Below are 22469 nucleotides of genomic sequence, written 5' to 3' on the forward strand. Positions count from 1 at the left end.
CTCCCGAGGTTTGGGGCAGGATAGGCGCAGGGCAAAAGCCAAGTCAATATCAATGACTTGGCGAAGGCCCTTGAGATGCGGGATAAAGTGGTTACCAGCGCAGAACCACGGCGCCCCAGGCCAGGCCGCCGCCGATGGCCTCGGTCACCAGCACATCGCCCTGGCGAATCTGTCCGCGCGCCTTGCCGACCGACAGCGCCAGGGGAATCGAGGCCGCCGAGGTATTGCCGTGATCCTGGACCGTCACGATGACGTTTTCCATCGGCAGATCCAGCTTTTTGGCGGTGCCCTTGATGATCCGGATGTTGGCCTGATGCGGCACGATCCAGTCGATTTCAGACGCGGGCATGGCGATCTTTTCCAGCGCCGTGGTTGCGGTGGCGGCCAGCTTTTCGACCGCGTGGCGGAACACTTCCTTGCCCTGCATGCGCAGGAAACCGGTGTTCTGCGTCGCCACGCCTCCATCGACATATAGAATGTCGCGGAAGCGGCCGTCGCTGTTCAGGTCGGTCGACAGGATGCCGCGATCGGCATTGGTGCCGGTGCCCTCCTGCGCCTCGAGCACGATGGCGCCGGCGCCGTCACCGAACAGCACGCAGGTGCCGCGGTCGGTCCAGTCCATGATGCGGCTGAAGGTTTCGGCCCCGATCACCAGCACGCGTTTCGCCTGGCCGGACAGGATCAGCGCATTGGCATTGGCCAGCGCATAGATGAACCCGGCGCAGACCGCCTGCACGTCAAAGGCAAAGCCGCGGGTCATGCCCAGTTCGGCCTGCACCATGGTCGCGGCAGAAGGGAAAGTCATGTCGGCGGTCGAGGTGGCGAGGATGATCGCATCGACGTCGTCGGCCTCGATCCCGGCATCGGCCAGCGCGGCGCGTGCGGCGCGGGTGGCCAGATCGGACGTGGTCTGGCCTTCGGCGGCGAAATGGCGGCGTTCGATCCCCGAGCGCGAGCGAATCCAGTCGTCCGTCGTATCAAGTGTCTTTTCGAACTCGGCGTTTTCGACGACGCGGTCGGGCAGGTAGTGGCCTGCACCGATGACAACGGAACGTGTGGTCATGGCTTGTCGCTTTCCTTCTGCCCTGTCTCTGCCTCGGCGTCATCCTGCGCAAGCATCGCGGCAGAGGCAACCCGCGCCGCAAGCCGATCCCCAAAGCCCGAGGCGGCCAGCTCGAACGCCAGCTTGACGGCCGAGGATACCCCCATGGCGTCCGCGCCGCCATGCGATTTCACCACGGTGCCGTTCAGCCCCAGAAAGACACCGCCGTTGACGCGGCGCGGGTCGATGCGTTTTTTCAGGCGGCGCAGCGAGGTCAGCGCCAAAAGCGAGGCAAGACGCGACAGCGGCGAATAGGCAAAGGCCTCGCGCAGCAGGTCGCCGATCAGCTTGGCGGTGCCTTCGCCGGTCTTCAGCGCCACGTTGCCGGTAAAGCCGTCGGTGACGATCACGTCACAACGGTCGCCCGGGATGTCGCCGCCTTCGACAAAGCCGACAAAGTCGAACTTGCCCTTTTCGCGGTGGCTGTCGATCAGCTCATAGGCTTCCTTCAGCTCGGCGCGGCCCTTGTGTTCCTCGGTGCCGACGTTCAGCAGCCCGACGCGCGGGCGCTGCAGGTCCAGCCCGTTGCGCGCATAAGAGGCGCCCATCAAAGCGTATTGCAAAAGGTCCTGGGCATCGGCGCGGATATCTGCGCCGACGTCCAGCATCACGTTGAACCCCTGCGGATTGCGCGACGGCCAGAGAATCGCGATGGCGGGGCGGTTGACGCCGGGCAGCTTGCGCAGGCGGATCATCGACAGCGCCATCAGCGCGCCGGTGTTGCCGCAGGATACGGCCACCTTGGCGTCGCCATCGCGCACCGAATCAAGCGCGGACCACATCGAGGTGTCCTTGCCGTGGCGCATCACCTGGCTGGGCTTGTCTTCCATGCTGACCACGCCGGCGGCATCGCGAATCTCGCAACGGCCATCCAGTACGCGGCGCTTGGCCACAAGTTTTTCCAGCTCGTCCCGGGGGCCGTGCAGCAAAAAGTCGATGTTCGGGTTTTTCTTGGCAGACAGCGAAATGCCGGCAACAATAGTTGCCGGCCCGCTGTCGCCGCCCATGGCGTCGACGGAAATCACAACTCGTCCGTGACCCGCCTGCGTGTGATCCTTCAAAGAGGTCATTGAGGAGGGCCTGAGTTGCTAAGGGTTATGCCGCGTCTTCGTCCAGCTCGATTTCGTCGGTCATGGCGACGATTTCGCGCTCGGCGTAGTGACCGCAGGACGGGCAGACGTGGTGCGGGCGCTTCAGCTCACCGCAGTTGTCGCATTCGTTCGGGTTTGCTGCGACCAGAGCGTCATGGGCGCGGCGGTTGTTGCGGCGCGATTTCGACACCTTGTTCTGTTGGACGGCCATGTCTCAACCTCTATCTCGTAGCGGGGCGAAGTTGCCCGGTGATTTGTCGTGTGTCCGGCCTCATAAGGCGAAGCTGTGGGCCAGCACAAGTGTTCGTTCGTATGAAGGCGCGAAAATACGCAGAAAGGGCAAAAGAGCAAGCCGATTCTGTGGTCTATTCGCCATCTCCCTGCAATTTGTCGCGCAGCGCCGCCAGACCGGCAAAGGGTTTGACGTCTTCGTCACGCAACGGCGCGGCGCCGTCTTCGGTAAAGACGGCCTCGCCAAGGTCGGCGCCTTCCTTGCGCGGATAGCTGGGCAGCGCCAGCGACAGCGCCTCGGCCAGCACCGCCTCGAGGTCGATCACATCGCCCAGCGGCTCCAGCGTGTCGTCCTCGGGCATCTCGGTCTCGGCGCCGGCCTCGTCATAGGTTTCCAGCTGGTCGGCCGGCACGAAATGGCGCACCACCGGCGTGTCGATGCGCGTGGTCACCGGGTCCAGCGTGATGCTGCAGGGCTGCACCGCGGTGGCGCCCAGCTGTCCGCGCAGCAGCCAGCCGCGGCGGCCCTTGGGCGAAACCTTGCCTTCAAAGCGGGTCTTGCGCAGGCTGTCGGCGCCGATTTCGGCGGCAAGGGCGCGATTTTGCGCGGCGTCGGGTTCCAGCAAAAAGGCGGTTTCGCCACTGGTACGCAGCTCGGAAACGCGCAAACGGGGGCTCTTGGGGGAGGGTTTGGACATAAGGTCGGGATTTCCTTGGCTTGAATGCGGCGTCAACCTTCTGTAATCGAAATAAGAGGCTGCTACGGCCAAGGCAAGAGGTGCGGCATGCGCAACGGGATTGGGGCAAAGGCAAGAACAGGCGTCGCGGTGCTGGTGTTGGTGGGGCTAGGCGCCTGCACGACACAGTATCGCAACCACGGATTCGTCCCCCCCGAGGATGAATTGCAGCAGATCGTGCCGGGCGTGGATACCCGCGCCTCGGTCGAGGAGTTGATCGGCGTGCCGACCACCTCGGGCGTGCGCAACGAGGGCGGCTACTATTATATCTCGAGCCAGGTGAAACATTTCGCCTGGCAGCGCCCCGAGGTCGTCGACCGCACCGTGGTCGAGATTTCCTTTACCGATGCCGGCGTGGTCGAGAACATCACCACCTACGGGCTTGAGGATGGGCGCGTCGTGCCGCTGACCCGGCGCATCACCCGCACCCGTGACGGCGACATCAGTTTCGTGCGCAAGCTGTTCGGCAACATCGGCGCGCTGAACCTCAGCGGGCTGGGCGGCTGATTTCCCGGCGCTTGACGACCGGGGCCCTTGGCATCTGATATGGGGCAGGCGACCCTTGGCCGCCCGTTGCCCGATATGCGGTGTAAGATGATCCAGTTGACCAAAGGCCGGTATCGTGCGCGCCTGACGCGCGATGCGGGCGATCTGGCCCGGGCGCAGGCGCTGCGCGGGCTGGCCTTTCACGGCGGGGCCGCGCCCGACGGCGATGCCTTTGACGCCGCCTGCGATCACGTCATCGTCGAGGAAACCGCCAGCGGGCAGCTGGTCTGCTGTTTCCGGCTGCTGCCGGTCGACAACGGCGCCGCGATCGGCGGCAGTTATTCGGCGCAGTTCTACGATCTGTCCTGCCTGCACGCCTACAAGGCCCCGATGCTGGAACTGGGGCGCTTTTGCCTGCGGCCCGGGCAGGGCGATCCCGACATCCTGCGGCTGGCCTGGGGGGTGATCACCGCCTGTGTCGATGCCGCCGGGGTGCGGCTGCTGTTCGGGTGCAGTTCCTTTGCGGGGACAGATGCGCGCGATTACTACGACGCCTTTGCGCTGCTGCGGGCGCGCCATCTTGCGCCGCCGCAGTGGTCGCCGCAGGTCAAGGCGCCGCAGGTGTTCCGCTATTCCCAAAGGCTGCGGCGCAAGCCCGATGCGCGCAAGGCGCTGATGCGGATGCCGCCGCTGCTGCGCAGTTACCTGACGTTGGGCGGCTGGGTTTCGGACCATGCGGTGATCGACGGCCAGATGAACACGCTGCACGTCTTTACCGGGGTCGAGATCGCCGCCATCCCGCCGGCCCGGCAGAAACTGCTGCGGGCCCTGGCCGCGCAGCGCCCTCAGGACGGGAAAACCCGGCATTTGACGCCTGGCGATGCGGGCAGGGATTGACCTTGGCGCGGCGCTTGCCTAGCTGGCGCTCATGGCACTCATTCCTCTTCTGCAGCTGACCGACATTTCCCTGACTTTCGGGGGCGAGCCGGTATTCGACAACCTGTCCATGACCGTCCAGCAGGGCGACCGCGTCGCGCTGGTCGGGCGCAACGGGTCGGGCAAATCCACCTTGATGAAGGTCATGGCCGGCCTTGTCGAAGCCGACCGGGGCGAACGCATCGTGCCGCCGGGCATTTCCGTCGGCTATATGGAGCAGGAACCCGACCTGTCGGGATTCGAGACGCTGGGCGATTTCGCCACCTCGGGCCTGGACGAGGCCGAGATGTACAAGGTCGAGCGCGCCAGCGAAGGGCTCAAGTTCGATCCGGCGCGCCCGGTGGCCACCGCTTCGGGCGGGGAACGGCGGCGCGCGGCACTGGCCAAGCTGATGGCCGAGGAACCCGACCTGATGCTGCTGGACGAGCCGACCAACCACCTGGACATCGAGGCGATCCAGTGGCTGGAGGATGAGCTGAAATCCACCCGCCGCGCCTTTGTCCTGATCTCGCACGACCGGCGGTTCCTGACGGAACTGACACGCGCGACGCTGTGGATCGACCGCGGCCAGGTGCGGCGGCAGGAAACCGGCTTTGCCGGGTTCGAGGCCTGGCGCGACAAGACCTGGGACGAAGAGGACACACAGCGCCACAAGCTGGATCGCAAGATCAAGGCCGAGGCCCGCTGGGCCGTCGAGGGCATCAGCGCAAGGCGCAAGCGCAACCAGGGCCGGGTGCGGCGGCTGCAGGACATGCGCGCCGACCGCGCAGGCCAGATCCGCAGGCAGGGGCAGGCGGCGATGGATTTCGCCAGCGGCCCCAAGTCGGGCAAGAAGGTGGTCGAGGCGATCGGCGTGTCGCACGGGTTTGGTGACAAACCGATCATCCGCAACTTTTCCCTGACGGTGCAACGCGGTGACCGGGTCGCCTTTGTCGGGCCGAATGGGGTGGGCAAGACGACGTTGATCCGCATCCTGATGGGCGACATCCAGCCCGACGCGGGTACGATCAAGCTGGGCACCAACCTTGTGCCGGCGATCTTTGACCAGACCCGCGCGCAGCTGGATCTGGACGGCTCGCTTTGGGACAACCTGACCAGCGATCCCGACATGCGGGTGTCGGGCCAGTCCGATCAGGTCATGGTGCGCGGCCAGCCCAAGCATGTCGTGGGCTATCTCAAGGAATTCCTGTTCGACGAACGTCAGGTGCGCGCCCCGGTGCGGGCGCTGTCGGGCGGTGAAAAGGCGCGGCTGTTGCTGGCGCGGATCATGGCGCGCGAATCGAACCTTTTGGTGCTGGACGAACCGACCAACGATCTGGACGTCGAAACGCTGGACCTGTTGCAGGAACTGCTGGACGACTACGACGGCACGGTGCTGCTGGTGTCGCACGACCGCGATTTCCTGGACCGCGTCGCGACCCAGACCATCGCCATGGAAGGCAACGGCCAGGCCACGGTCTATGCCGGTGGCTGGAGCGACTACCAGTCGCAAAAGGCCGAGGCCGCGAAACCCGCCGCCAGCGCCGCCGCGCCCGCCGACAAGGACAAGCCCAAGGCCCCGGGGACTGCGCCCAAGTCCAAGGAAAGCCCGTCCAAATCCGGGCTCAGCTATACCGAAAAGCACCGGCTCGAGGCGCTTCCGGCGCAGATCGACCGGCTGACAGCCGAGATCGGCAAGCTGGAACAACTGATGGCCGACCCCGAGCTGTTCAGCCGCGAGCCGGTCAAGTTCCGCAAGGCGACCGAGGCGCTGGCGCAAAGACAAGAGGCCCTGGCCCGCGCCGAAGAGGATTGGCTGGATCTGGCGGAACGCGCCGAACAGGGCTGACCCGGGGCAGGGCGGGGTTCTGCCCCGCCCCCGTGCTCAGCCGCGCAGCCCCAACCACTTCGAGGCCAGCGACAGCTCGACCACGGTCATCAGGATGCGCGCCACGTGATGCAGGCTGACCAGCGCCGGGTTGGCCGCAAGGCTTAGCGCGATCACCGACATTTCCGTCACGCCGCCGGGGGCAAAGCTGATCAGCAGGTGCAGAAAGGCCAGGCCGGTGACCCGGTGCAGGATCGCCGCCATGATGCCGCCCAGCAGCAGCATGAAGACCACCGAAATCGCGCATAGCCAGGCCGATTTGCGCAAAAGCCGCCCGTCCATGCCCTGGAATCGCAGCCCCAGGCTGACCCCGATCACCACCTGCGCGCCGCTGATCATCCAGAACGGCAGGTGCAGGTCCAGGTGCCCCGCCACCGACAGCGCCGCCGCCAGCAACAGCGGCCCGGTCAGCTGCCCCGCCGGCAGGTGGATCACCCGTGCAAGGCCCAGCCCGGCCAGCGCCGTCAGCACGATCGCGACCAGCGCGCCCGGCGTCACCGGGGCGCTTGCGCCGCCTGGGGCCAGCCCGGCCGCACTGCCCACCGGATGACCCAGCCACAGCGACAGCCCCAGCGGCAGCAACGTGATGACAAAGATGATGCGCAGGAACTGCTGCGCGGTCAGGATCCGGGCATCGGCGCCGGCGGCTTCGCCCAGCAGGATGCTTTCCATCAGGCCGCCAGGGGTTCCGGAATAAAACGCCGTCGGGCGGTCATAGCCTCCGACGCGGCGAAAGATCAGCATGTTCCCGCCATGGGCCAGCACCACGAACAGCGCAAGCATCGCCATGGTCAGCGGCAGTTGCGCCGCCATGGCCAGGAAATCGCTGCTGACCTGCGATCCGATCATCACGCCGATCAGCCCGACGAAAAAGGTGCGAAACCGCATGGGAAAGCGGTAGTCGTCCAACGCGGCCGGGCGCAGCCCCGTCACCATCACCCCCGAGGCAAGCAGGCTGCCCAGCATCCAGGGCATCGGCAACCCGCCATGCGTCGCCAGCCAGCCGCCAAAGGCGCCCAGAACAAGCAGACCAGCCGTGATCAGAACAAGGCGCGGGGCGCCATCGGTGACATGCATGGCTTGGTATAGGACGCCGCGCGCGGGGCGGCAATCGCCCGCCTCAGGCGCGGCGCAGCGCCGCGACCCACAGCAGCGCGACGGCCAGCGAGGCCAGCACATTCAGGTTGGCCATCGACACGCCAAACATCTCCCACGGGATTTCATCGCAGCGCACCAGCGGCGCCTCCATGATCTGCTTCATCAGATCATCCGCCGACAGCCCCTCGATCGAGCCTGAGGTGCAGGTTGTCGGACCTTCCCACCACTTGCGCTCGACACCGCTGTGATAGGCGCCGATCACCGCCGAGCTGAAGGCCCCCAGCGCGCCCAGCATCAGCACCGGCGGATAGGGCCGCCACAGCGCCAGCCCGCCCAGCACGATTGCAAGGTAATGCCCGTAGCGCTGCCAGTAGCACAGTTTGCACGGCGCCATGCCGCCGATGTACTGGAACCCCCAGGCCCCAAGGATCAGCGCCGCAGACCCGCCCGCGGCCAGAAGGATCAAAAGACGTTGGCGGCTCATAGATACCTCACCAGGACAAAGCCCCCCAACAGGAGCACGACGAAGGCGGTGAAGACAAGCCCGAGGTAGCGTTCGATGAAATCACGAATGGGTGCGCCGAAGATCCGCAAAAGCCCGGCCACCACAAAGAACCGCAGCGCCCGCGCCAGGATCGACGTGACGATGAAGGTGCCCAGCGGCATCGCCGTCCAGCCCGACATGATGGTGATCACCTTGTACGGAAAGGGCGTGACCCCGGCGATCAGCACCGCCCAGAAACCGACATCGTTGAAGCGGGTGTTGAACTCGGCCATGGCGTCGGCCTTGCCCATGGCCTGCAGGATCGGCTCTCCGATGCCTTCGTAGAAAAAGGCGCCGATGGCATAGCCCAGCATCCCCCCCAGCACCGACGACAGCGTCGCCACCCCGGCGATCAGCCAGGCGCGGCGCGGCGCGGCCAGGACCATCGGGATCATCAGGATGTCGGGCGGAATCGGAAAGACCGAGGATTCGATAAAGGCGATCAGCGCCAGAAACCAGATCGCCTTTGGATGTTCGGCCTTGGCCATCGTCCAGTTGTACAGCCCACGCAGCATGCCCGCTCCTTCATGTTTGGCGCCAGAAACCATGCAGGCCCCTGATGCGCAATCCCTCTTTACGATCCAAATGCGGGGGGCTAAACCACAACCCGTGCCCAAGTGGCGGAACGGTAGACGCAGGGGATTCAAAATCCCCCGCCGCAAGGCGTGTGGGTTCGAATCCCACCTTGGGCACCACTTGTTTTACTGGCCATTCCGCATGTCCCCACGATCCAGGGCAATTCGGAATGGCGCTGACTCCCACACAAGACTCCCACATAGCTATTCTGCTCGACGGGTTTGGGCCGTCTGTGAGAGCTTCTTTCGATTCGCTTCCTTGCGGTACTTGGCAACAGTCACAAGGCTTTGACCGGTAACCGCCTGGATCTCGGAGTCCGAGCAACCTGCCTCAGCCAGTTCCACGCAGGCCCGTTTTCGAAGACCATGCAGGCTATACTTCATGACGTCGTCGCCATGCGCATTCGCAAGCTCGGTGAGTGTAGCGCGCCATGTGCGAAATTCCTTTTCCACGGCGCTGTATGAAAGCGCCGTGGTTTTCGACTTCGCGAGAACATGCGCGTTTCCTTTGGGCAAGTTCGCGATAAGGTTTCGCAAGCGCCCAGGGCAGTAGATCTGGAAGGTATTGCCGCCTTTCTCGTCTTGGACCGTTACCCATTCACCCTCGAAGGCAGAGCAGGGTGTCTTGACGGCAGCAGAGGGCCTTTGGCCTGTGCCACGGATCAGTTCACCCGCAATGTGCACTTTGTCCGGTGCATTCGGCAGCTCGTTGAGCAACCAGTCCGGCCAGGACGGAAACTCTTTTTGCGCGCCGAATTTTTCGATCTTGGCTGCGGGGTTGTCTCCGAGGGGCCAGTCCAGGGTGTCCTTTGCATAGTTCCACAATAGGGAGACCGTTTGTAGCATCCAGTCAGCAGCCCGCGGCGTGTCGGCCAAAGAGGCGTGCTTTCGACGCACAGCTTGGCGAGATGTGGATGGCATCGGCTTGTCGCCGTTTTTGTCCAATATTTTCTCGAACTCGCGGTTGTACGAATTCCGCGTGCTGGCCTTCAGTTTCTTTGCCTTCTTTGGATCAGATCTCCACAGACGGATACATTCGCGCCAGGTGTACTTGGTTGGCTTGACTTGGGAGGGGTGCCGCCCTGCTTCTGCTGCCCAATACTCTTCGTCCAACTTCCGCAGGTCGCCTTCCCACTGAAGTCGCACGGCCTTTTCCTTGCGCTTACCGCTGCTGTCAGACCAAGTGAAGCGGTGGTAGGGAACCCAATCGGTCCCGTTCTTGGGCCAGACCCACTTCAGCCGCTCACGGCTGACTTTCGGCTTTGGCGGTTTCTTATTATTCGAAGTCGTCATCGATGCAGGCTTTCCGACCTTCACCACTTACAACCGCCATCAGTTCCGCCACGCTCCAGCGTTGACGGCCACCTATCTCTTTGGGAGGCGGCAATGCGCCTTGACCTACGAGACGGCGAAAATCAGTTGCGGACATGTCGAGCATGGCGGCAGCCTTCGTGTCTTTCACCGCGAGGGGTTGGGTGGCGATGTTCATTTCTGAGCTCCTTGTTCTGGAGATCAGGAAGTCGGTTCACTTGCTTTAGTGCGGAAATCACCGGGCATGGCGTCCCAACGATCAGTATCCCTGCGTTCCTTGAGCGCACGCGCGGTGTACTGGCTTTGGCGGATGACTTTGGTTCCTGGCAGCGGCTCTGTTGCACAAATCGGCTGAACGCCGAGTTTCCCCTTTCCCCGGGCGGACTTATCCTACGACTTCCGTGACGGGCATGCCGAGCGCGGTGTAGCCGTTCAGGACGGCAATGCGGACCTGGAGTTCCGCGACCTGGCGGTCGAAGTCCCGCGCCATGAGCCGCTGGCCCAGCAACTTCATACAATGCATTTTTGTCTCGACGCGGCTTCGGCGGTGGTATCCGCTCCATCGTCGCCAGAGTGCGCGGCCCAGGTATTTCGCCGCGCGCAAGGCCTCGTTTCGCGCCACGGCTCCGGCGGTGATCGTCTTCCAGGGCTTCGCGTTTTTGCGGGGCGGGATGACGGCATGGGCGCCGCGATCTGCAATCGCATCGTGGCATTTGCGCGTGTCGTAGGCGCCATCAGCCGTGACGCTACCGATTTCCTGGTCCTGCGGGATTTGGTCGAGAAGGTCGGGTAGGATCGGCGCATCACCGATGTGGCTCCCGGTGATTTCGACGGCCCGAACCTCCAGCGTTTCCTCATCAATCCCCAAGTGGATCTTGCGCCAGACGCGGCGTTTAGGGCCGCCATGCTTGCGGGCGTGCCACTCGCCTTCGCCCTCGACCTTGATCCCGGTGCTGTCTATCAACAGGTGCAACGGCCCCTTGGAGCCGCGGTATGGGATGTTGACGGCCAAGGTCTTCTGGCGGCGAGATAGCGTGCTGAAGTCGGGCACCGTCCAGTTCAGACCGACCAGCTGCAGCAGGCTCTCGACGAACCCGGTCGTCTGCCGGAGCGCCATGCCGAACAGCACTTTCATCGAGAGGCACGTCTGTATGGCGGCGTCGCTATAGCTCTGCTGGCGGCCACGCCTGCCTGTCGGCACGGCATCCCAGATCATCTCAGGGTCGAACCAGATCGTCAGCGAGCCCCGGCGCTTGAGCGCTTCATTGTAGGCTGGCCAGTTTCTGGTCTTGTAGGTCGGGGGTATGGGTCTGCTCATGCATCCCAGCTACCACGCTGGATTCACGAGATGAATCCCTCACGCGATTTGTGCAACAGAGCCCCAGAAAGGACATCAGGCGGTCTCCTTTGCGTGCAGCTGCGCGATCGACAGGCTGCCTTCGCTCATCCAGTGGATGGCGACGCCGTTCAACGCCTTGTCGGGCCATCGGCGGCGCACCATCGCGGCATAGGCGGACAGCTGCGGCAGGTATGTCGCAAAGCGCGCAGCAGGATCGGGGCAGGGGCCGGATTTGTGATCGAGGATCAACAGGCCCTGCGGCCCGATGGCCAGGCAGTCAAGGATGGCATTGGTTTGCGACCCGTCGGCTGCGGTTTCCTGCAAGGGCAGCTCAAAATGCAGCCTGTCGTAGCCTTGGTCTTTCAGCCAGCCGGTCAAGGCCTCGGCCTGCCGCGCGATCTGGTCCAGGCTGCGCTCGGGCAGGCCGGTCGCGGCGCCCAGGCGCTGCCTGAGATCGGGCCGTCTGGCCAGCACGCGAAAGGCCAGGTGCCAGGCGGTGCCGCGATCAGCGGCGCTGGTGGTGCGGGTTTCCTCGACCCCGGCGGCCAGCGCAATGGTCTGCAAGGGCAGGCTGGCGGCAGGCGCACTGGCCTCGATGGTCGAGGGGCTGCGCCGCCAGGGCGTGCGGGGGGTGCCGGCATGGGGCCGGGGCACGCCAAGGCGAAGCGCGCCCTGGGGTGTCCGGACGGCGGGTGTTTCCGGCCCGTCCTCCAGCCCTTCGCAGACACGGGCGGCAAAGGTCTGGTTCGCGATGGTCAACGACCCGCCCCCGATGCCAAACCCGGCACGGGCGCGCAGCAGGTCGGCCATGGTCTTGGGGTGCTCTGGCAGGTTTTTCGGCACGCGCGGCATCAGCAGGATCAGCCGATCCCGCGCCCGGGTCAGCGCGACATAAAGCTCGCGCGCAGCACTTCGTTCGTCCTCGGGGCGGCGGCTTTCGGCAAAGGGGGCCTGGCTTTCGGGCGCGGCGAAATTCGGCAAGACGCCGATGCCCGCGTGGTCCAGCACATTGCCAAGATCGTCAAAGTGGTCGAATTCCGCGCGCAGGGTGCCCGGACGTTCGGCGATGGGCTGATCAAGCCCGGCAACCACCGTGATCGGCCATTCGCGCCCCTTGGAGGCATGCCAGGTGCAGATCTCGATCCCCGAGGCGGACCAGCCGTCCGGGTCCGGATGGCGATCCCAGTCGCGGCTGGACTGGCCTGCGATCCAGCCCAGGAAAACCTGCAAACCGGCGCCGTGAAATCCGGCGGCGGCGCGCAGGTCATGGGCCATGGCGTCGAATTCCTGCGCCTCGGCCTCGAGCCGGGCCAGATCGGCCAGCGCCTGGCCGGGATCCGCCAGCCCCGCCGCCCAATCGCGCAGGGCGCCGGCGCGCAGCACGGCGGCGACGCTTTGCGCCACGGACCGCGTTTCGATGTCGCCGGTCAACGCGGTGATCGGGCCAAGCGCGGCATGGGTGCCCAGAACGCCATCGACCGCGTTGCGCAGAGCATCCTCGAGCGGCAGGCGCGGCGGGCCAAGCGTCAGCCAGGTCAGCGCCGCGTGGCTGTCATCGGGGTCGGCCGCCAGCGCAAGCGCCGCGCGGGCGGCGCGCATCGCAGGCGAGGCCAGCCAACCGTCCTGCTGGATCCGCACCGGCAGGCCATGCGCCTGAAGGGCGGCAGCGGCCTTGGTCGCCTTTTGGTGGGTGTAGGTCAGCACCGCAATGTCGCCGGGCCGCACAGGGCGCAGCGCCTTGGTTGTCTTGTCCTCGACCAGCGTTTGCGCAGCAAGGATATCGGCCACCCGGTTGGCAATCGCCTCGGCCGAGCAGTCCTTGCGCCCCTTGGGTTTCCAGACAACTTCAAGCGCGCTGTCCTGGCCGGCGGCGCGCTGCGGGCGCAGCGCGTCGTAGTCGTCGAACAGCACCGGGCCAAGCGCGTTGACCATGTCCATGATCCGCGCCTCGGAGCGCCAGTTGCGATCCAGCGGGGTGACCTTGTCGGGGTGCTTCTGCGCCAGGGCCTGCGACAGGCGCGGATCGGCGCCCTGAAACCCCATGATGGATTGCTTGGTATCGCCCACGATCAGCGCCCGTTTCGCGCCGCGCGCCAGCTGCCAAAGCAGGGCGAATTGCACCGGGTTGGTGTCCTGGAATTCGTCGATGACGACGCAGTCGATTTCGCCCAGCACCGATTGCAGGATTTCCGGCCGGGTGCGTAGCAGCGCCTCGGCCTCGGCGATCATGTCGGCATAGTCGATCAGCCCGGCCCGGCGCTTGGCCTGGCTGTAGGCGTCCAGAACCTGCTGCGCGCCGGTGACCAGCGCGCTGAGGTGGGCGCGCGCATCGGCAAGCGGGCCGGGGTGGCGGGGCAGCGCATCGGCGGCGGCGATCACCGCCTCGGCCAGCGCGTCATAGCCTTCGGGCGTTTTGGTCCGGGAATTCGAGACCCGCAGCCCGCGCAGTTTTTGCCAGCTGGCCCAGTCCTTTTCCAGCGTGCCGGGGCGGTTGGCCAGGCGCAGCAGCTGGTGGTTCTTCGCAAAGGCGTCGCGCACGGTGTTTTCAAACAGCGGTGCAAGGCTGTCGGGGAAACCTTTCAACAAGGCCTGAACCGCGCGGCGCAGCGCCGCCGTCAGGGCCGCGCCGTCCGGATCACAGGGGCCATAGCCCCGGGTCAGGGCCTCCAGGGCGGGGGCAAGGATGTCTGGCGACCGGCCGCGATCCCCCAGACCGCGGATCAGGTCAACGGTCCTGAGCACATCGGCGCGAAAGCTGTCCTCGGCGCTGCGCCCCGAGAGGAAGTCCCAGGAATAGCCATAGCGGCCAAGGTCGGCCATCAGCGGTTGCAGCGCTTCGCAGCGGTCCATTTCAAGCCGGATCAGCAGGTCGCGTTCAGGCTCGCTCAGCAAACGGCTTTCGGGCGACCGTCCGGCGGCAAAGGCGTGTTCGGTCAACAGGCGCTGGCCCAGGGCATGGATCGTGCCGACATAGGCGCGGTCGATTTCAAGCGCGTCGGCGATCCGTCCCCGCGCCATCAGTTCGGCGCGCACCCGGCCCCGCATCTCGGCGGCGCCGGCTTCGGTAAAGGTCACGGCCAGGATGCGGCCCGGGGCAACGTCGCCGCGCACGACCCAATCGGCCAGCGTCTTCTGGATGTGATGGGTCTTGCCGGCTCCGGCCCCGGCGGGCACGAGGGACAGATCGGTCATTCCGCGTCCTCCTCCTCTGCTTCGGGGTCGGGCAGGCAGAAGGCCTCGACCAGCGCGTTGTCCAGGGCATAGGCCTTGATGCCGCGCTCTTTTTCAAAGCGGCGGGCATCGCCTGCATGGTTCAGCCGAAGGGTGCCCGCGCCGACCTCGCTCAGCATCTGGGCAAGGTGTTTCATGGCATGGTCCGAGGCGTTTTCCCCAACGCATTCGACTCCGGCCAGCCCGGCGCCATCGGCATCGGACAGAACCGAACCGTCGATCAAGGTGTGATAGGCGGTGGCAACCTTGGCGCCGCCCCGCACCAGCTGCGTCAGGGGCGTCTGCTCGGACGGCCGTTCCAGCATGGCGCGGTAAAGCGCGACCTGCAGGTCCCAGCCCCTGGCCATGCGATCGCGCCGCCCCCGGGCGCTGGCGCGCTTGTGGTCGATCACAAGGATGCGCCCGTCGGGCAGGCGCAGCAGGCAATCGGCCTTGCCGTGCAGCAACAGCCCGCCGTGATCGCCCTTCAGGTCGATCTCGTTGTGCAGGATCTCGGCCCCGGCCTTGCGCAGGAAACCGGCCCAGGACAGGCAGATGTCGCGCGCCTCGCGTTCCAGGCTGCGCCGCTCGGTTGCCCAGGCCGCGTCCAGAAGCCAATCGGCGTGCCGATCCAGCGCGTTTTCCAGGACGGCCGGAATGGCGCTGGCGATGTCGTCATCGGCTGGAACAGGGCGCGCTTCGACAAAGACATCCTCAAGCACCTGATGCATCAGGGTGCCAAGGGTCATCACGTCCAGCGTCTCTGGCGCCCAGGTCCGGTCTTTTGCGTCCAATTCGTCCAGCAGCCAGGCCAGCGGGCTGACCAGCAGGGTTTCAAGGCGCGACGGCGAATGGCGTAGCGGGCCATCCCCGGTTTCGCGCAGGCGCAACAGGTCGATTCCGGGTTTGTCCGACGTGGCAAGCCCGCGTTGCAGGTGGATCAGCCCGTTTGCGGGCAATGCGGGCGCCCCGCCCAGCGGCACCGCAGCCGCCGGGTGGGATGCGACGGGCCAGTCCTGCGCCGCTAGGCTGCGCAGATCCTGCACCAGGTCGGCGGGCTCCTTGGCCCCCAGCATATGGGCGATCAGCGCCAGACCCGTCGAAGGCGACAGACGCGCCCCGGCAAGATCAAGCGCCGGCACCAGCAGCGTCAGCCCCTCTTGCGCGGCGCCCAGCTGGCGGCGCAGCAGCGCCATGCCGCGTTCCAGTTTCTGCTGGCGGCCATGCAGCAGCAACCCGCTGGCGCGGATTTCGGCGATTTCGGCTTCGGTAAAGAAGGGGTCAGAGCCGGGCAGGCGCGGCCAGTGCCGCCCGGCCATGCCCAGCACCAGCATCTGGCGGACCGGCCGCCAGGGCAGCGCGGTTTCGCCAAACAGCGACACGCCTTCGACAAAGCGGTCATGGCCGCTGGCTGGCTGCGGGCAGGGCGCAGCAAGACGGCGCAGCAGCGGCCAGTCGATGACCTCGTCGGTCACGGCCTTCAGCGCGGCAATGCGCGGATGCAGCGTGGCGGCAGGCGCGGCGCGGGCCACGGCGCCAAGGCGCGCAAACAGCTGTGCCGGGGTCTGGCAGGGGCGCAGGGCCTCCAGGGCCTGCGCGGCGGCGCCGTCTTGTTGCCTTGCCGTGCGCGAATAGCCCCTGTCGATGACCTCGCGCGCCATCTGGCGGCCGGTTTCGGCGGGCCAGGGCATCAAGGCCGACACATAGACCGACGCCAGCGCCGTCCGCGGTGCGGGCCCGGCCAGAAGGACCAGCAAAAGCGACAGCAGCTCGCCCGCAAGATCGCGCAAGCCAGGCTGGTCCGGCTGGCCGGACAGGGGCAGGCCGACACGGTCAAAGGCTTCGGGCAGGGCAAGCGCATAGGCCGGGCTGTCCGGCACCAGCAGGCCGATCTCTTGCGGGCTGTCAACGCGGCCGCTGTCCAGCAGCGCGCGGGCATGGGCGGCGGCGAATTCGGCCTCTTCGCGCGGGTCGCGCAGGCCATGGCACGACAGGCTGCCGTCCGCTGCGACGCCTTGTGCACTGCGTCCAAGGTTGTCCTGGATGTGCCGCAGCGTGGTACCCGCGGCGGCCTGGGCGGTGATCTCGGGGTGGGGCAGATCGCCGTGATGGGCGCGCAGCGTATCGGCCAGCGCGGCCTCGGCGGGCGCGGCAAAGGGGCAGGGCGCCCCAAGCAGGGGCAGCGGCTCCAGGGCATCGTGCGGCTTTGAGCGCAGGACATGCGCCCAGATGTTCAACGGCCCCGGAAGGCTGCCAAGATCGCGCCAGAGATCGCGCAGCGCGGTCAGGTGACTGCGCGCGCGGCCCGGCGCCAGGGCATCGGGATCAAGATCGGCGGGGTCGATGCGCCGCGTCGCCCGTGCCACCGACGCCAACCCGGCCTCGACGGCGCGCGCGGTTTCCTGCGGCGCGACCGCGAAACTGTTCGACCAGGGCGCGCCCGGGCCAAGCGCCGTGGTCAGGTCTGGCGTGGCCAGGTCCGGCGCAAGATAGACCTCGGCCAGCAGTGCGTCGGTGACGTGGCGGACCGCGTCCGTCAGCGGGCTTTTTGTCAGCAGGGGATCAATGCGCATCCGGCACCCTTCGAATCGTTACAATCTGTTCCGCCATGGTGCGCCCCATGGGGTGTCAAAACCTGCCGCCTTCAGGGCAAGGCAGGGAAATCACTGCGCCGATGCGCGTCGATCATGCTTTGCAGGGCGGCCGGCGCGATGACCTCGACCTGATCGCCCCATTGATAGAGGTGCCAGGCCATCTCCATGTGCCCCGAGGCGTGGAACCGCACCGTCAGCGCGCCGTCCTCTTCCTCGGTCAGCTGTTGTTCGGGGTGGAACACGAACTGGCGCGCAACCGGCGCCGCCTGCGGCGAAAACCGCCATTCGACCGGGCCGTATTCCGCGTCGGAATGGTAGGATCCAAAGGCCCGCGCCGAAAACTGCTGCAGATCGAACCCCGCGTCGCGGGAAAAACTTTGCCCGGTGATCTTTGCATCGCGGATACGGTCCAGCCGAAACCGGCGCATCTTGCCGTCACCGCCCACCGGGCGCGCGACCAGGTATCGCCGGATCCCCAGTAACAGCCCGTAGGGTTCCAAAAGCCGTTCCGAGGCGCTGCCGTCCGGGGAAAGGTAATTCAACGTCACCGACCAGGGCGCGCGTAATGCTTCGGTCAGCACGCCCAGCGTGCCCATGTCCGGGAAAACCCTGGGCCCGGGCCGCGAGGCAAAGCCCTGTGCCTCCAGCAGCGCTTCGGCGTCGGCTTCGGTGCGGCGGGCCTGGCTGGAGGGCATCGCCGCCAGCAACCGGTCGCGCAGGGTTTTCAGCCGTTGCGCCTCGTCCGGGGCGGCGTCGCGCTCTGCCCGTTTGATCGCCATGTCGAGCGCCGCCAGTTCGCCGTCGCGTACGCCCTGGGCCTGCAACCATCTGGGATCGTGGCGCGGCATGTGCCAGCGGCGGCGGCGGTCCTCGTCGTCGCGGATTTCGACCTGGGGAAAGACCGTTTCAAAGGCCCGCATGATGCGCTGCGCCGTGCGGTGGTCACAGTCGAATTCCTCGGTCAGGTCCGCAAGCGCGATACCATCATAGCGCGACATGGCCATCTCAGCGACGCGAAGCAAATCGGCGGCCTTGGTATAGGACATCGGAAAAACCCTTGCGGAATCAGTTGCCTGCGCCGTGGAATGTCGGTGACAGGTTTTGCCATGCTTGGCTGGAATCATCGAGTTGTCAACGAATCTCAAAGATTTTTTCAACCATGAGGTGTCTAGATGCAGGTGTTTGACCTTGAAAAGGCCCGCGGCTCGCTGGCTCGGGGGCTGGCGCGGCAGGCGATGGATGACGCGGCGCGCGAAAGCGCGGACACCGGGCGCATCCTTGCCGATCTGCGCGCCATGGCGCCCAATCCGCGCAGCCGCCAGCGCTTTGCGGCGCGCATGACGGGGCGGCGCGGCGTCCTGCTGGCCAGGGCGGTGCGCGACGGGCTGGTGATCGTGCTGCGCACGGTGCTGACGGTGGACCTACGCAAGGACGGCCAGCCGTGCTTTTCCGAGGAACGTATCGCCTGGACCCGGTTTCACCTGCGCAATGCCAAACGCTGGACAAGTTTCGACGTGCAGGCGCTGCACGTGACGCGCCATGTGATGCAGCGCCGGATCGAACGGTCGGATTGCCCCATGACCGGGGTGTTGGCGGATATGGATGCGGCCATGCTGCGCGCCCTGTCGCGGCTGGAGAAGGGCGACATCCTGCAAGACCGCGACGACGACTTTGTGCCCGCGCAGCGCGGGGTCTGGGCGGGCGGCTATGAACAGGCTGCCGTCGATCCCGAATGGGGCCCGGCCTTCCGCAATGGTCCGCCGATGCAGGTGTTTGCGATCCGGACCTTCCTTTCGGAGCCCGAAATGCGCCCGACGGTCTGGATGCGGTGGTCACAGGCATGCTCGGGCATCCGCGCGGCCTGACCAACGGCCGTGACCGGATCGGCAGGCACGCGGACGTGTCCGTCAGGGACGGTTTGTTCAGCGCCTCTGCGGTTCAGGCCACCGCAAGACTAGGCATTGGAGGGAATGAACAGCAACGGTTTTTCGGTTTCCCCCGTGGCGGCCTGGATAAAATCGCGCCCGCTGATCCCTGCGTCGACCAGCGCCTGGGCAAGGGACCGTTGTTGGCCAAGGTTTTCGATGGCCGTGGAAAAGCCGTCGGCGATCAACGACAGGTCGCTGGCGGCGGTGAGTCGCAAAGCGATGGCGCTGCCCAGATCCTCTTGGGACGCGGCGATCAGGCGCGCCAGGGCATCGGGGTTCAGGTCGACCAGATGCTTCAGGTTTTCCTGCACGTAGAGATCGGCGTAGTTTTGGACATGGAGCATGTCTTCGGAGACGAAAAGCGCCCGCAGCTCGGCCTCCTGGCACAGCCAGAGCGCCGAGCTCAATGACCAGATCAGGTCGAGCCGCTCTTTGGGCAATGTGGTGGCCTTGGCCGGGCGCATGGCCTGTTCCAGAAGGTCGGAAAATCGGCTGACCTGCGTCGAAAACTGACGTTGCAGCGCGCTGGCAAGCGAAAGATGGTCCTTGCGGGTGGCGACATGCTCAAGATCCTTCAGTGCCGCGCGCATGTCGCTGAACAGGATGCGCAGTTCTGCCTGCTGCATCATCTTGCCGATTTCGCGGACGTCTTCGCGCAACGTGTCCAAATGCGCCTCGATGGCATTCAGACGCCTGGACATGACGACAAAGCCCGAGACCATGACGCCGATACCGATGCCGGTCAGCGCCATATTGGCAAATTGCAAGCTCTGCAAATGAGAGAGGCCTTGCGACAACTGCCCAAGCCTTGCCTTGATCTGTTCGTTCTGCGCCACGTTGATTAAACCAAGCGGCGCAAAGCCGGCTTGCACGGCGGACCCGCCAGCCTGCAGCAACTTCTTGGCCAAACCCTGCGTCTGCTGGACGTGGCCCAGAATTTGCCCGGTACTGACCTCCTTGATGATTGCACCGACCAATTGGGCTTGGCCTGAGCCGATCCGGCCCACAAGTTCGGCAGGGATTTCATAGAGCAGGGGCATCAGGCGGTCTCCAGTTCCGCTTCGAGCCTGCGCAGGGTGGCGGCCTGAAGGTCGGCGACAAAACTGCGTTGGCCCGCGGACAGCCCGTGGCCCAGCACGGCCATACGGGCCCGGCGCTGCAGACGGGTCACAAGCCGCGCGCGGTTTCGGTCTTGCAGCCAGTCGACGCCGCGACTGCCGACCAGTGTCCCGACGGCAAGGCCAGTCCCTGCAAGCGCCAGGATCGGAACCGAGATTTGGGGGGCGATGAAGAAGAACGAACTTGTCACAGTCGCCGCCCCGACCAAAGACGGGATCGCAGCAAGCGAGCCGATCAACAGGCTGGCATTGGCCAGGACAGGCAGCATAAGATGCAAGGCCTCCCGGCTTGCGCCCTTTTCGGACAGCGCAGCAGCAAGGGCGTTCACCTCTTTTTGCATCTCGGTTTCGACCTGATCGGCGACCTCCTTGGCCCAGGGGGTGAAAAGCTGTTTCCACAGGGCGTCAGGGCGCACCTGCGCCTTGCTGACCGCAAAGGCAGACATCGAGACGACCGTCGTTTCAATTTGTGACATCAGATCAAGCAGCGCGTCCTCGACCTGTTCGGAGATGCGCGCGAACTGAGCCTGTTTCCAACGGATCAGCTCGAGCTGCGCTTCGGGAGATACATGGTTTGAAGGGGGAAACGACATTTCTTTAGGGTACTCACGTGAATGGACTGCCGGAAGACCGTCGCGCAGGTCCCATTGCCGTCATCGAATGAGCGTCAAACTGCGGGCATTCGCGCCGGGCGTCAACCGGTGCCTGTCGCCTGAAGGGAACCGGGCGTTCGGCGGTGGCTTTGGACCAAAGTGCGGTGCGGATGGGGCGGGCAACGGCTGGTGCGCCTGTTTGCAGGTCTGGCTGATGAACAAGGCTTTAACAAGGGTGTGCTTCAAGTCCGGGAGGATGCGGGCCCCTAAAACTGTTTCCCGGAAATCGGCGGCGCCCCCGCGCGGCGTGGATAAACGCAGTGCTTATGGGGTTTCAAGCTCGGCGCCGCTGGGCGATTTTGCCTTGGCGTTTGGTTCCTGCCCTGGCGGATCGCTATTGCGGGTACCACCAAAAACGCGGCGGGGTGCGGTTGCGGGTGGACTTCGATTTCAGGTTGGGAAAGGTTCGACAGGCGCCAACGCTGGCGCACCCTGGCGGGCAGAGGGTGGCCCTCTGCGTCGAACGCAGCCCGGAAAGGACAGCCCATGACCCATCCCAAACCCCGTGTCGGCGCGCCCATCGGCGCCTTGCCCCTGAAGGTGGCGGGCGAGGACCGCGTGATCACCCTTGGAACGGCGCGGGACCGCTGGACCATGCTGTTCGTCTATCGCGGCCGGCATTGTCCGCGCTGCAAACGCTTTCTGGCCAAACTGAACAAGGCGCTGCCCGCCTGGCAGGAACACATGGACGTGGTGGTGACCTCTGCGGACACGCAGGACAAGGCGCTGGCCGACAAGGCCGAGTTCGGCTGGGCCTTTGATCTGTGCCACGGCTTGACGCTGGACCAGATGCGGGACTTGGGGCTTTATGTTTCGGAGCCGCTGTCCGAGGCCGAGACAGATGCGATTTTCGCCGAGCCGGGCGCCTTTGCCATCCGGCCCGATGGCACGCTGATGCTGGTCGACATCTCGAACGGCCCGGCGGCGCGGCCCGACCTGGATGAATTGCTGGACGGCATGATCTTCAACATCACCAATGACCGCCCGGTGCGCGGCACGGCCTGAAAACGGTGCGCCGGGGGCGGGGCGCTGTCCCACTCCGGTCGCCTGTCCGATGAAAGCAAGCCACCCGCTGCGCCCGAATGCCAGGGCCCGGACGGATGATGGGGCCATGCCCCGCTTTCCATTCTTGCTGGTGCAAGGTCGGTCGCATTTTCAGCCCCTTGGCCAAAGGGTTGATTCGGGAAGCCATGAAACCTGATAAGAGTACGGTGGATAAACAATCCAACCCTTGATTGCGGATTGGTTCGCGAAACGTCGAAAATGACGCCACATTTGGGCAGCCTATTGCCCCAAAGTTCGCGTACCAGGCCGCCAAGCCCATTGTTGCCAATTCGAAAACAAGCCCCGCCGAAAAACCGGCATCCCGCCGCGGGTTTCGCCAGATTCCGGCCATAATCGGGAAGAGTCTGCCCAAAAATCGTGACTTTTTCGTTATTTTCCGCGAAACAATACGCGGGCAATTTCTGGCGAATTTGCCGAAAACTCTGCCACAATCGTTCCTTTCCGCGCCCTGGGGCCGATCGGCAAACCGATTTTCTTCTTTGTACCCAAGCCCGAGATGCGTATTAATTGGGGCAAGCCCAACTGGGGGGTGAAGTCTGTTGGCCACGGGGGCGGCCGCTGAACTGTGATGCATCCGCAAGGAT

The 22469-nt window shown here is 65.3% G+C and carries 20 protein-coding genes and 1 tRNA gene; 6 read left to right on the plus strand and 15 right to left on the minus strand.

Annotated elements, in window-relative coordinates:
- Nucleotides 1-91 precede the first annotated feature (91 nt).
- From QF118_RS12500 to QF118_RS12515, 4 genes are all read right to left on the minus strand, one after another.
- Nucleotides 92-1063 carry a beta-ketoacyl-ACP synthase III gene (locus tag QF118_RS12500; RefSeq protein ID WP_282299387.1) on the minus strand — a complete coding sequence of 324 codons (972 nt, stop codon included), beginning with the start codon at nt 1061-1063 and terminating at the stop codon, nt 92-94.
- Nucleotides 1060-2172 carry a phosphate acyltransferase PlsX gene (plsX, locus tag QF118_RS12505; protein ID WP_282299388.1) on the minus strand — a complete coding sequence of 371 codons (1113 nt, stop codon included), beginning with the start codon at nt 2170-2172 and terminating at the stop codon, nt 1060-1062. Before plsX ends, QF118_RS12500 begins: the two co-directional genes overlap by 4 nt.
- 25 nt (nt 2173-2197) lie before the next feature.
- A complete protein-coding gene (gene rpmF, locus QF118_RS12510; protein WP_282299389.1) occupies nt 2198-2404 on the minus strand; it encodes a 50S ribosomal protein L32 in 207 nt (68 codons plus the stop codon).
- A gap of 154 nt (nt 2405-2558) precedes the next feature.
- A complete protein-coding gene (locus QF118_RS12515; protein ID WP_282299390.1) occupies nt 2559-3122 on the minus strand; it encodes a YceD family protein in 564 nt (187 codons plus the stop codon).
- 87 nt (nt 3123-3209) lie between these two features.
- On the opposite strand from QF118_RS12515, the gene QF118_RS12520 reads away from it, so the two are divergent.
- The 3 genes from QF118_RS12520 (at nt 3210) to QF118_RS12530 (ending at nt 6411) form a co-directional block, all read left to right on the plus strand.
- Nucleotides 3210-3668, plus strand: a complete 459-nt coding sequence (locus QF118_RS12520) for an outer membrane protein assembly factor BamE (RefSeq protein ID WP_282299391.1) — start codon at nt 3210-3212, stop codon at nt 3666-3668.
- Between the two features lie 87 nt (nt 3669-3755).
- Entirely contained in the window at nt 3756-4544 is a 789-nt protein-coding gene (locus QF118_RS12525) for a GNAT family N-acetyltransferase (RefSeq protein WP_282299392.1), read from the plus strand.
- A 31-nt stretch (nt 4545-4575) separates the two neighbouring features.
- A complete protein-coding gene (locus tag QF118_RS12530; protein WP_282299393.1) occupies nt 4576-6411 on the plus strand; it encodes an ABC-F family ATP-binding cassette domain-containing protein in 1836 nt (611 codons plus the stop codon).
- A gap of 36 nt (nt 6412-6447) precedes the next feature.
- Here QF118_RS12530 and QF118_RS12535 read toward each other — a convergent pair whose 3' ends face one another.
- From QF118_RS12535 to QF118_RS12545, 3 genes are read right to left on the minus strand one after another with little or no spacing between them, the layout of a single operon-like run.
- A complete protein-coding gene (locus QF118_RS12535; RefSeq protein WP_282299394.1) occupies nt 6448-7527 on the minus strand; it encodes an AbrB family transcriptional regulator in 1080 nt (359 codons plus the stop codon).
- A 43-nt stretch (nt 7528-7570) separates the two neighbouring features.
- Entirely contained in the window at nt 7571-8032 is a 462-nt protein-coding gene (locus QF118_RS12540; protein ID WP_282299395.1) for a disulfide bond formation protein B, read from the minus strand.
- A complete protein-coding gene (locus QF118_RS12545; RefSeq protein WP_282299396.1) occupies nt 8029-8607 on the minus strand; it encodes a YqaA family protein in 579 nt (192 codons plus the stop codon). Before QF118_RS12545 ends, QF118_RS12540 begins: the two co-directional genes overlap by 4 nt.
- Before the next feature lie 96 nt (nt 8608-8703).
- Between QF118_RS12545 and QF118_RS12550 the strand changes: the two genes are divergently transcribed.
- Nucleotides 8704-8787, plus strand: a tRNA-Leu gene (locus QF118_RS12550).
- An 84-nt stretch (nt 8788-8871) separates the two neighbouring features.
- Here the strand turns inward: QF118_RS12550 and QF118_RS12555 are convergent.
- From QF118_RS12555 to QF118_RS12580, 6 genes are all read right to left on the minus strand, one after another.
- Complete coding sequence (locus tag QF118_RS12555; protein WP_282299397.1) at nt 8872-9960, minus strand: site-specific integrase; 1089 nt, start codon at nt 9958-9960, stop codon at nt 8872-8874.
- Complete coding sequence (locus QF118_RS12560; RefSeq protein ID WP_282299398.1) at nt 9944-10156, minus strand: helix-turn-helix transcriptional regulator; 213 nt, start codon at nt 10154-10156, stop codon at nt 9944-9946. Before QF118_RS12560 ends, QF118_RS12555 begins: the two co-directional genes overlap by 17 nt.
- Nucleotides 10157-10363: 207 nt before the next feature.
- Nucleotides 10364-11296, minus strand: a complete 933-nt coding sequence (locus tag QF118_RS12565; RefSeq protein ID WP_282299042.1) for an IS5 family transposase — start codon at nt 11294-11296, stop codon at nt 10364-10366.
- Between the two features lie 75 nt (nt 11297-11371).
- A complete protein-coding gene (locus tag QF118_RS12570; RefSeq protein ID WP_282299399.1) occupies nt 11372-14509 on the minus strand; it encodes a UvrD-helicase domain-containing protein in 3138 nt (1045 codons plus the stop codon).
- Entirely contained in the window at nt 14506-17100 is a 2595-nt protein-coding gene (locus tag QF118_RS12575; RefSeq protein ID WP_282299400.1) for a PD-(D/E)XK nuclease family protein, read from the minus strand. The genes QF118_RS12570 and QF118_RS12575 overlap by 4 nt, the downstream gene beginning before the upstream one ends.
- Nucleotides 17101-17171: 71 nt before the next feature.
- The gene (locus tag QF118_RS12580) at nt 17172-18167 is read right to left on the minus strand and encodes a helix-turn-helix transcriptional regulator (protein ID WP_282299401.1); all 996 of its coding nucleotides are present in this window, start codon (nt 18165-18167) and stop codon (nt 17172-17174) included.
- Nucleotides 18168-18293: 126 nt separating this feature from the next.
- On the opposite strand from QF118_RS12580, the gene QF118_RS12585 reads away from it, so the two are divergent.
- The gene (locus tag QF118_RS12585; protein WP_282299402.1) at nt 18294-18986 is read left to right on the plus strand and encodes a hypothetical protein; all 693 of its coding nucleotides are present in this window, start codon (nt 18294-18296) and stop codon (nt 18984-18986) included.
- An 89-nt stretch (nt 18987-19075) separates the two neighbouring features.
- Here the strand turns inward: QF118_RS12585 and QF118_RS12590 are convergent, their stop codons facing one another.
- Together QF118_RS12590 and QF118_RS12595 are read right to left on the minus strand one after the other, a co-directional pair.
- Nucleotides 19076-20056: a hypothetical protein gene (locus tag QF118_RS12590; protein WP_282299403.1), complete on the minus strand. Its 981-nt coding sequence runs from the start codon at nt 20054-20056 to the stop codon at nt 19076-19078.
- Between the two features lie 32 nt (nt 20057-20088).
- Complete coding sequence (locus QF118_RS12595; RefSeq protein ID WP_282299404.1) at nt 20089-20760, minus strand: hypothetical protein; 672 nt, start codon at nt 20758-20760, stop codon at nt 20089-20091.
- Nucleotides 20761-21306: 546 nt separating this feature from the next.
- Between QF118_RS12595 and QF118_RS12600 the strand changes: the two genes are divergently transcribed.
- Nucleotides 21307-21825: a redoxin domain-containing protein gene (locus QF118_RS12600; RefSeq protein WP_282299405.1), complete on the plus strand. Its 519-nt coding sequence runs from the start codon at nt 21307-21309 to the stop codon at nt 21823-21825.
- Nucleotides 21826-22469 lie beyond the last annotated feature (644 nt).

The sequence above is a fragment of the Tropicibacter oceani genome, assembly GCF_029958925.1.
Taxonomy (GTDB): Bacteria; Pseudomonadota; Alphaproteobacteria; order Rhodobacterales; family Rhodobacteraceae; genus Pacificoceanicola; species Pacificoceanicola oceani.

Excerpts from the sequence above, each read along its gene's own strand:
- QF118_RS12500 (WP_282299387.1), bottom strand. The coding sequence starts at position 1,063 with ATGACCACACGTTCCGTTGTCATCGGTGCAGGCCACTACCTGCCCGAC.
- plsX (WP_282299388.1), bottom strand. The coding sequence starts at position 2,172 with ATGACCTCTTTGAAGGATCACACGCAGGCGGGTCACGGACGAGTTGTG.
- rpmF (WP_282299389.1), bottom strand. The coding sequence starts at position 2,404 with ATGGCCGTCCAACAGAACAAGGTGTCGAAATCGCGCCGCAACAACCGC.
- QF118_RS12515 (WP_282299390.1), bottom strand. The coding sequence starts at position 3,122 with ATGTCCAAACCCTCCCCCAAGAGCCCCCGTTTGCGCGTTTCCGAGCTG.
- QF118_RS12520 (WP_282299391.1), top strand. The coding sequence starts at position 3,210 with ATGCGCAACGGGATTGGGGCAAAGGCAAGAACAGGCGTCGCGGTGCTG.
- QF118_RS12525 (WP_282299392.1), top strand. The coding sequence starts at position 3,756 with ATGATCCAGTTGACCAAAGGCCGGTATCGTGCGCGCCTGACGCGCGAT.
- QF118_RS12530 (WP_282299393.1), top strand. The coding sequence starts at position 4,576 with ATGGCACTCATTCCTCTTCTGCAGCTGACCGACATTTCCCTGACTTTC.
- QF118_RS12535 (WP_282299394.1), bottom strand. The coding sequence starts at position 7,527 with ATGCATGTCACCGATGGCGCCCCGCGCCTTGTTCTGATCACGGCTGGT.
- QF118_RS12540 (WP_282299395.1), bottom strand. The coding sequence starts at position 8,032 with ATGAGCCGCCAACGTCTTTTGATCCTTCTGGCCGCGGGCGGGTCTGCG.
- QF118_RS12545 (WP_282299396.1), bottom strand. The coding sequence starts at position 8,607 with ATGCTGCGTGGGCTGTACAACTGGACGATGGCCAAGGCCGAACATCCA.
- QF118_RS12555 (WP_282299397.1), bottom strand. The coding sequence starts at position 9,960 with ATGACGACTTCGAATAATAAGAAACCGCCAAAGCCGAAAGTCAGCCGT.
- QF118_RS12560 (WP_282299398.1), bottom strand. The coding sequence starts at position 10,156 with ATGAACATCGCCACCCAACCCCTCGCGGTGAAAGACACGAAGGCTGCC.
- QF118_RS12565 (WP_282299042.1), bottom strand. The coding sequence starts at position 11,296 with ATGAGCAGACCCATACCCCCGACCTACAAGACCAGAAACTGGCCAGCC.
- QF118_RS12570 (WP_282299399.1), bottom strand. The coding sequence starts at position 14,509 with ATGACCGATCTGTCCCTCGTGCCCGCCGGGGCCGGAGCCGGCAAGACC.
- QF118_RS12575 (WP_282299400.1), bottom strand. The coding sequence starts at position 17,100 with ATGCGCATTGATCCCCTGCTGACAAAAAGCCCGCTGACGGACGCGGTC.
- QF118_RS12580 (WP_282299401.1), bottom strand. The coding sequence starts at position 18,167 with ATGTCCTATACCAAGGCCGCCGATTTGCTTCGCGTCGCTGAGATGGCC.
- QF118_RS12585 (WP_282299402.1), top strand. The coding sequence starts at position 18,294 with ATGCAGGTGTTTGACCTTGAAAAGGCCCGCGGCTCGCTGGCTCGGGGG.
- QF118_RS12595 (WP_282299404.1), bottom strand. The coding sequence starts at position 20,760 with ATGTCGTTTCCCCCTTCAAACCATGTATCTCCCGAAGCGCAGCTCGAG.
- QF118_RS12600 (WP_282299405.1), top strand. The coding sequence starts at position 21,307 with ATGACCCATCCCAAACCCCGTGTCGGCGCGCCCATCGGCGCCTTGCCC.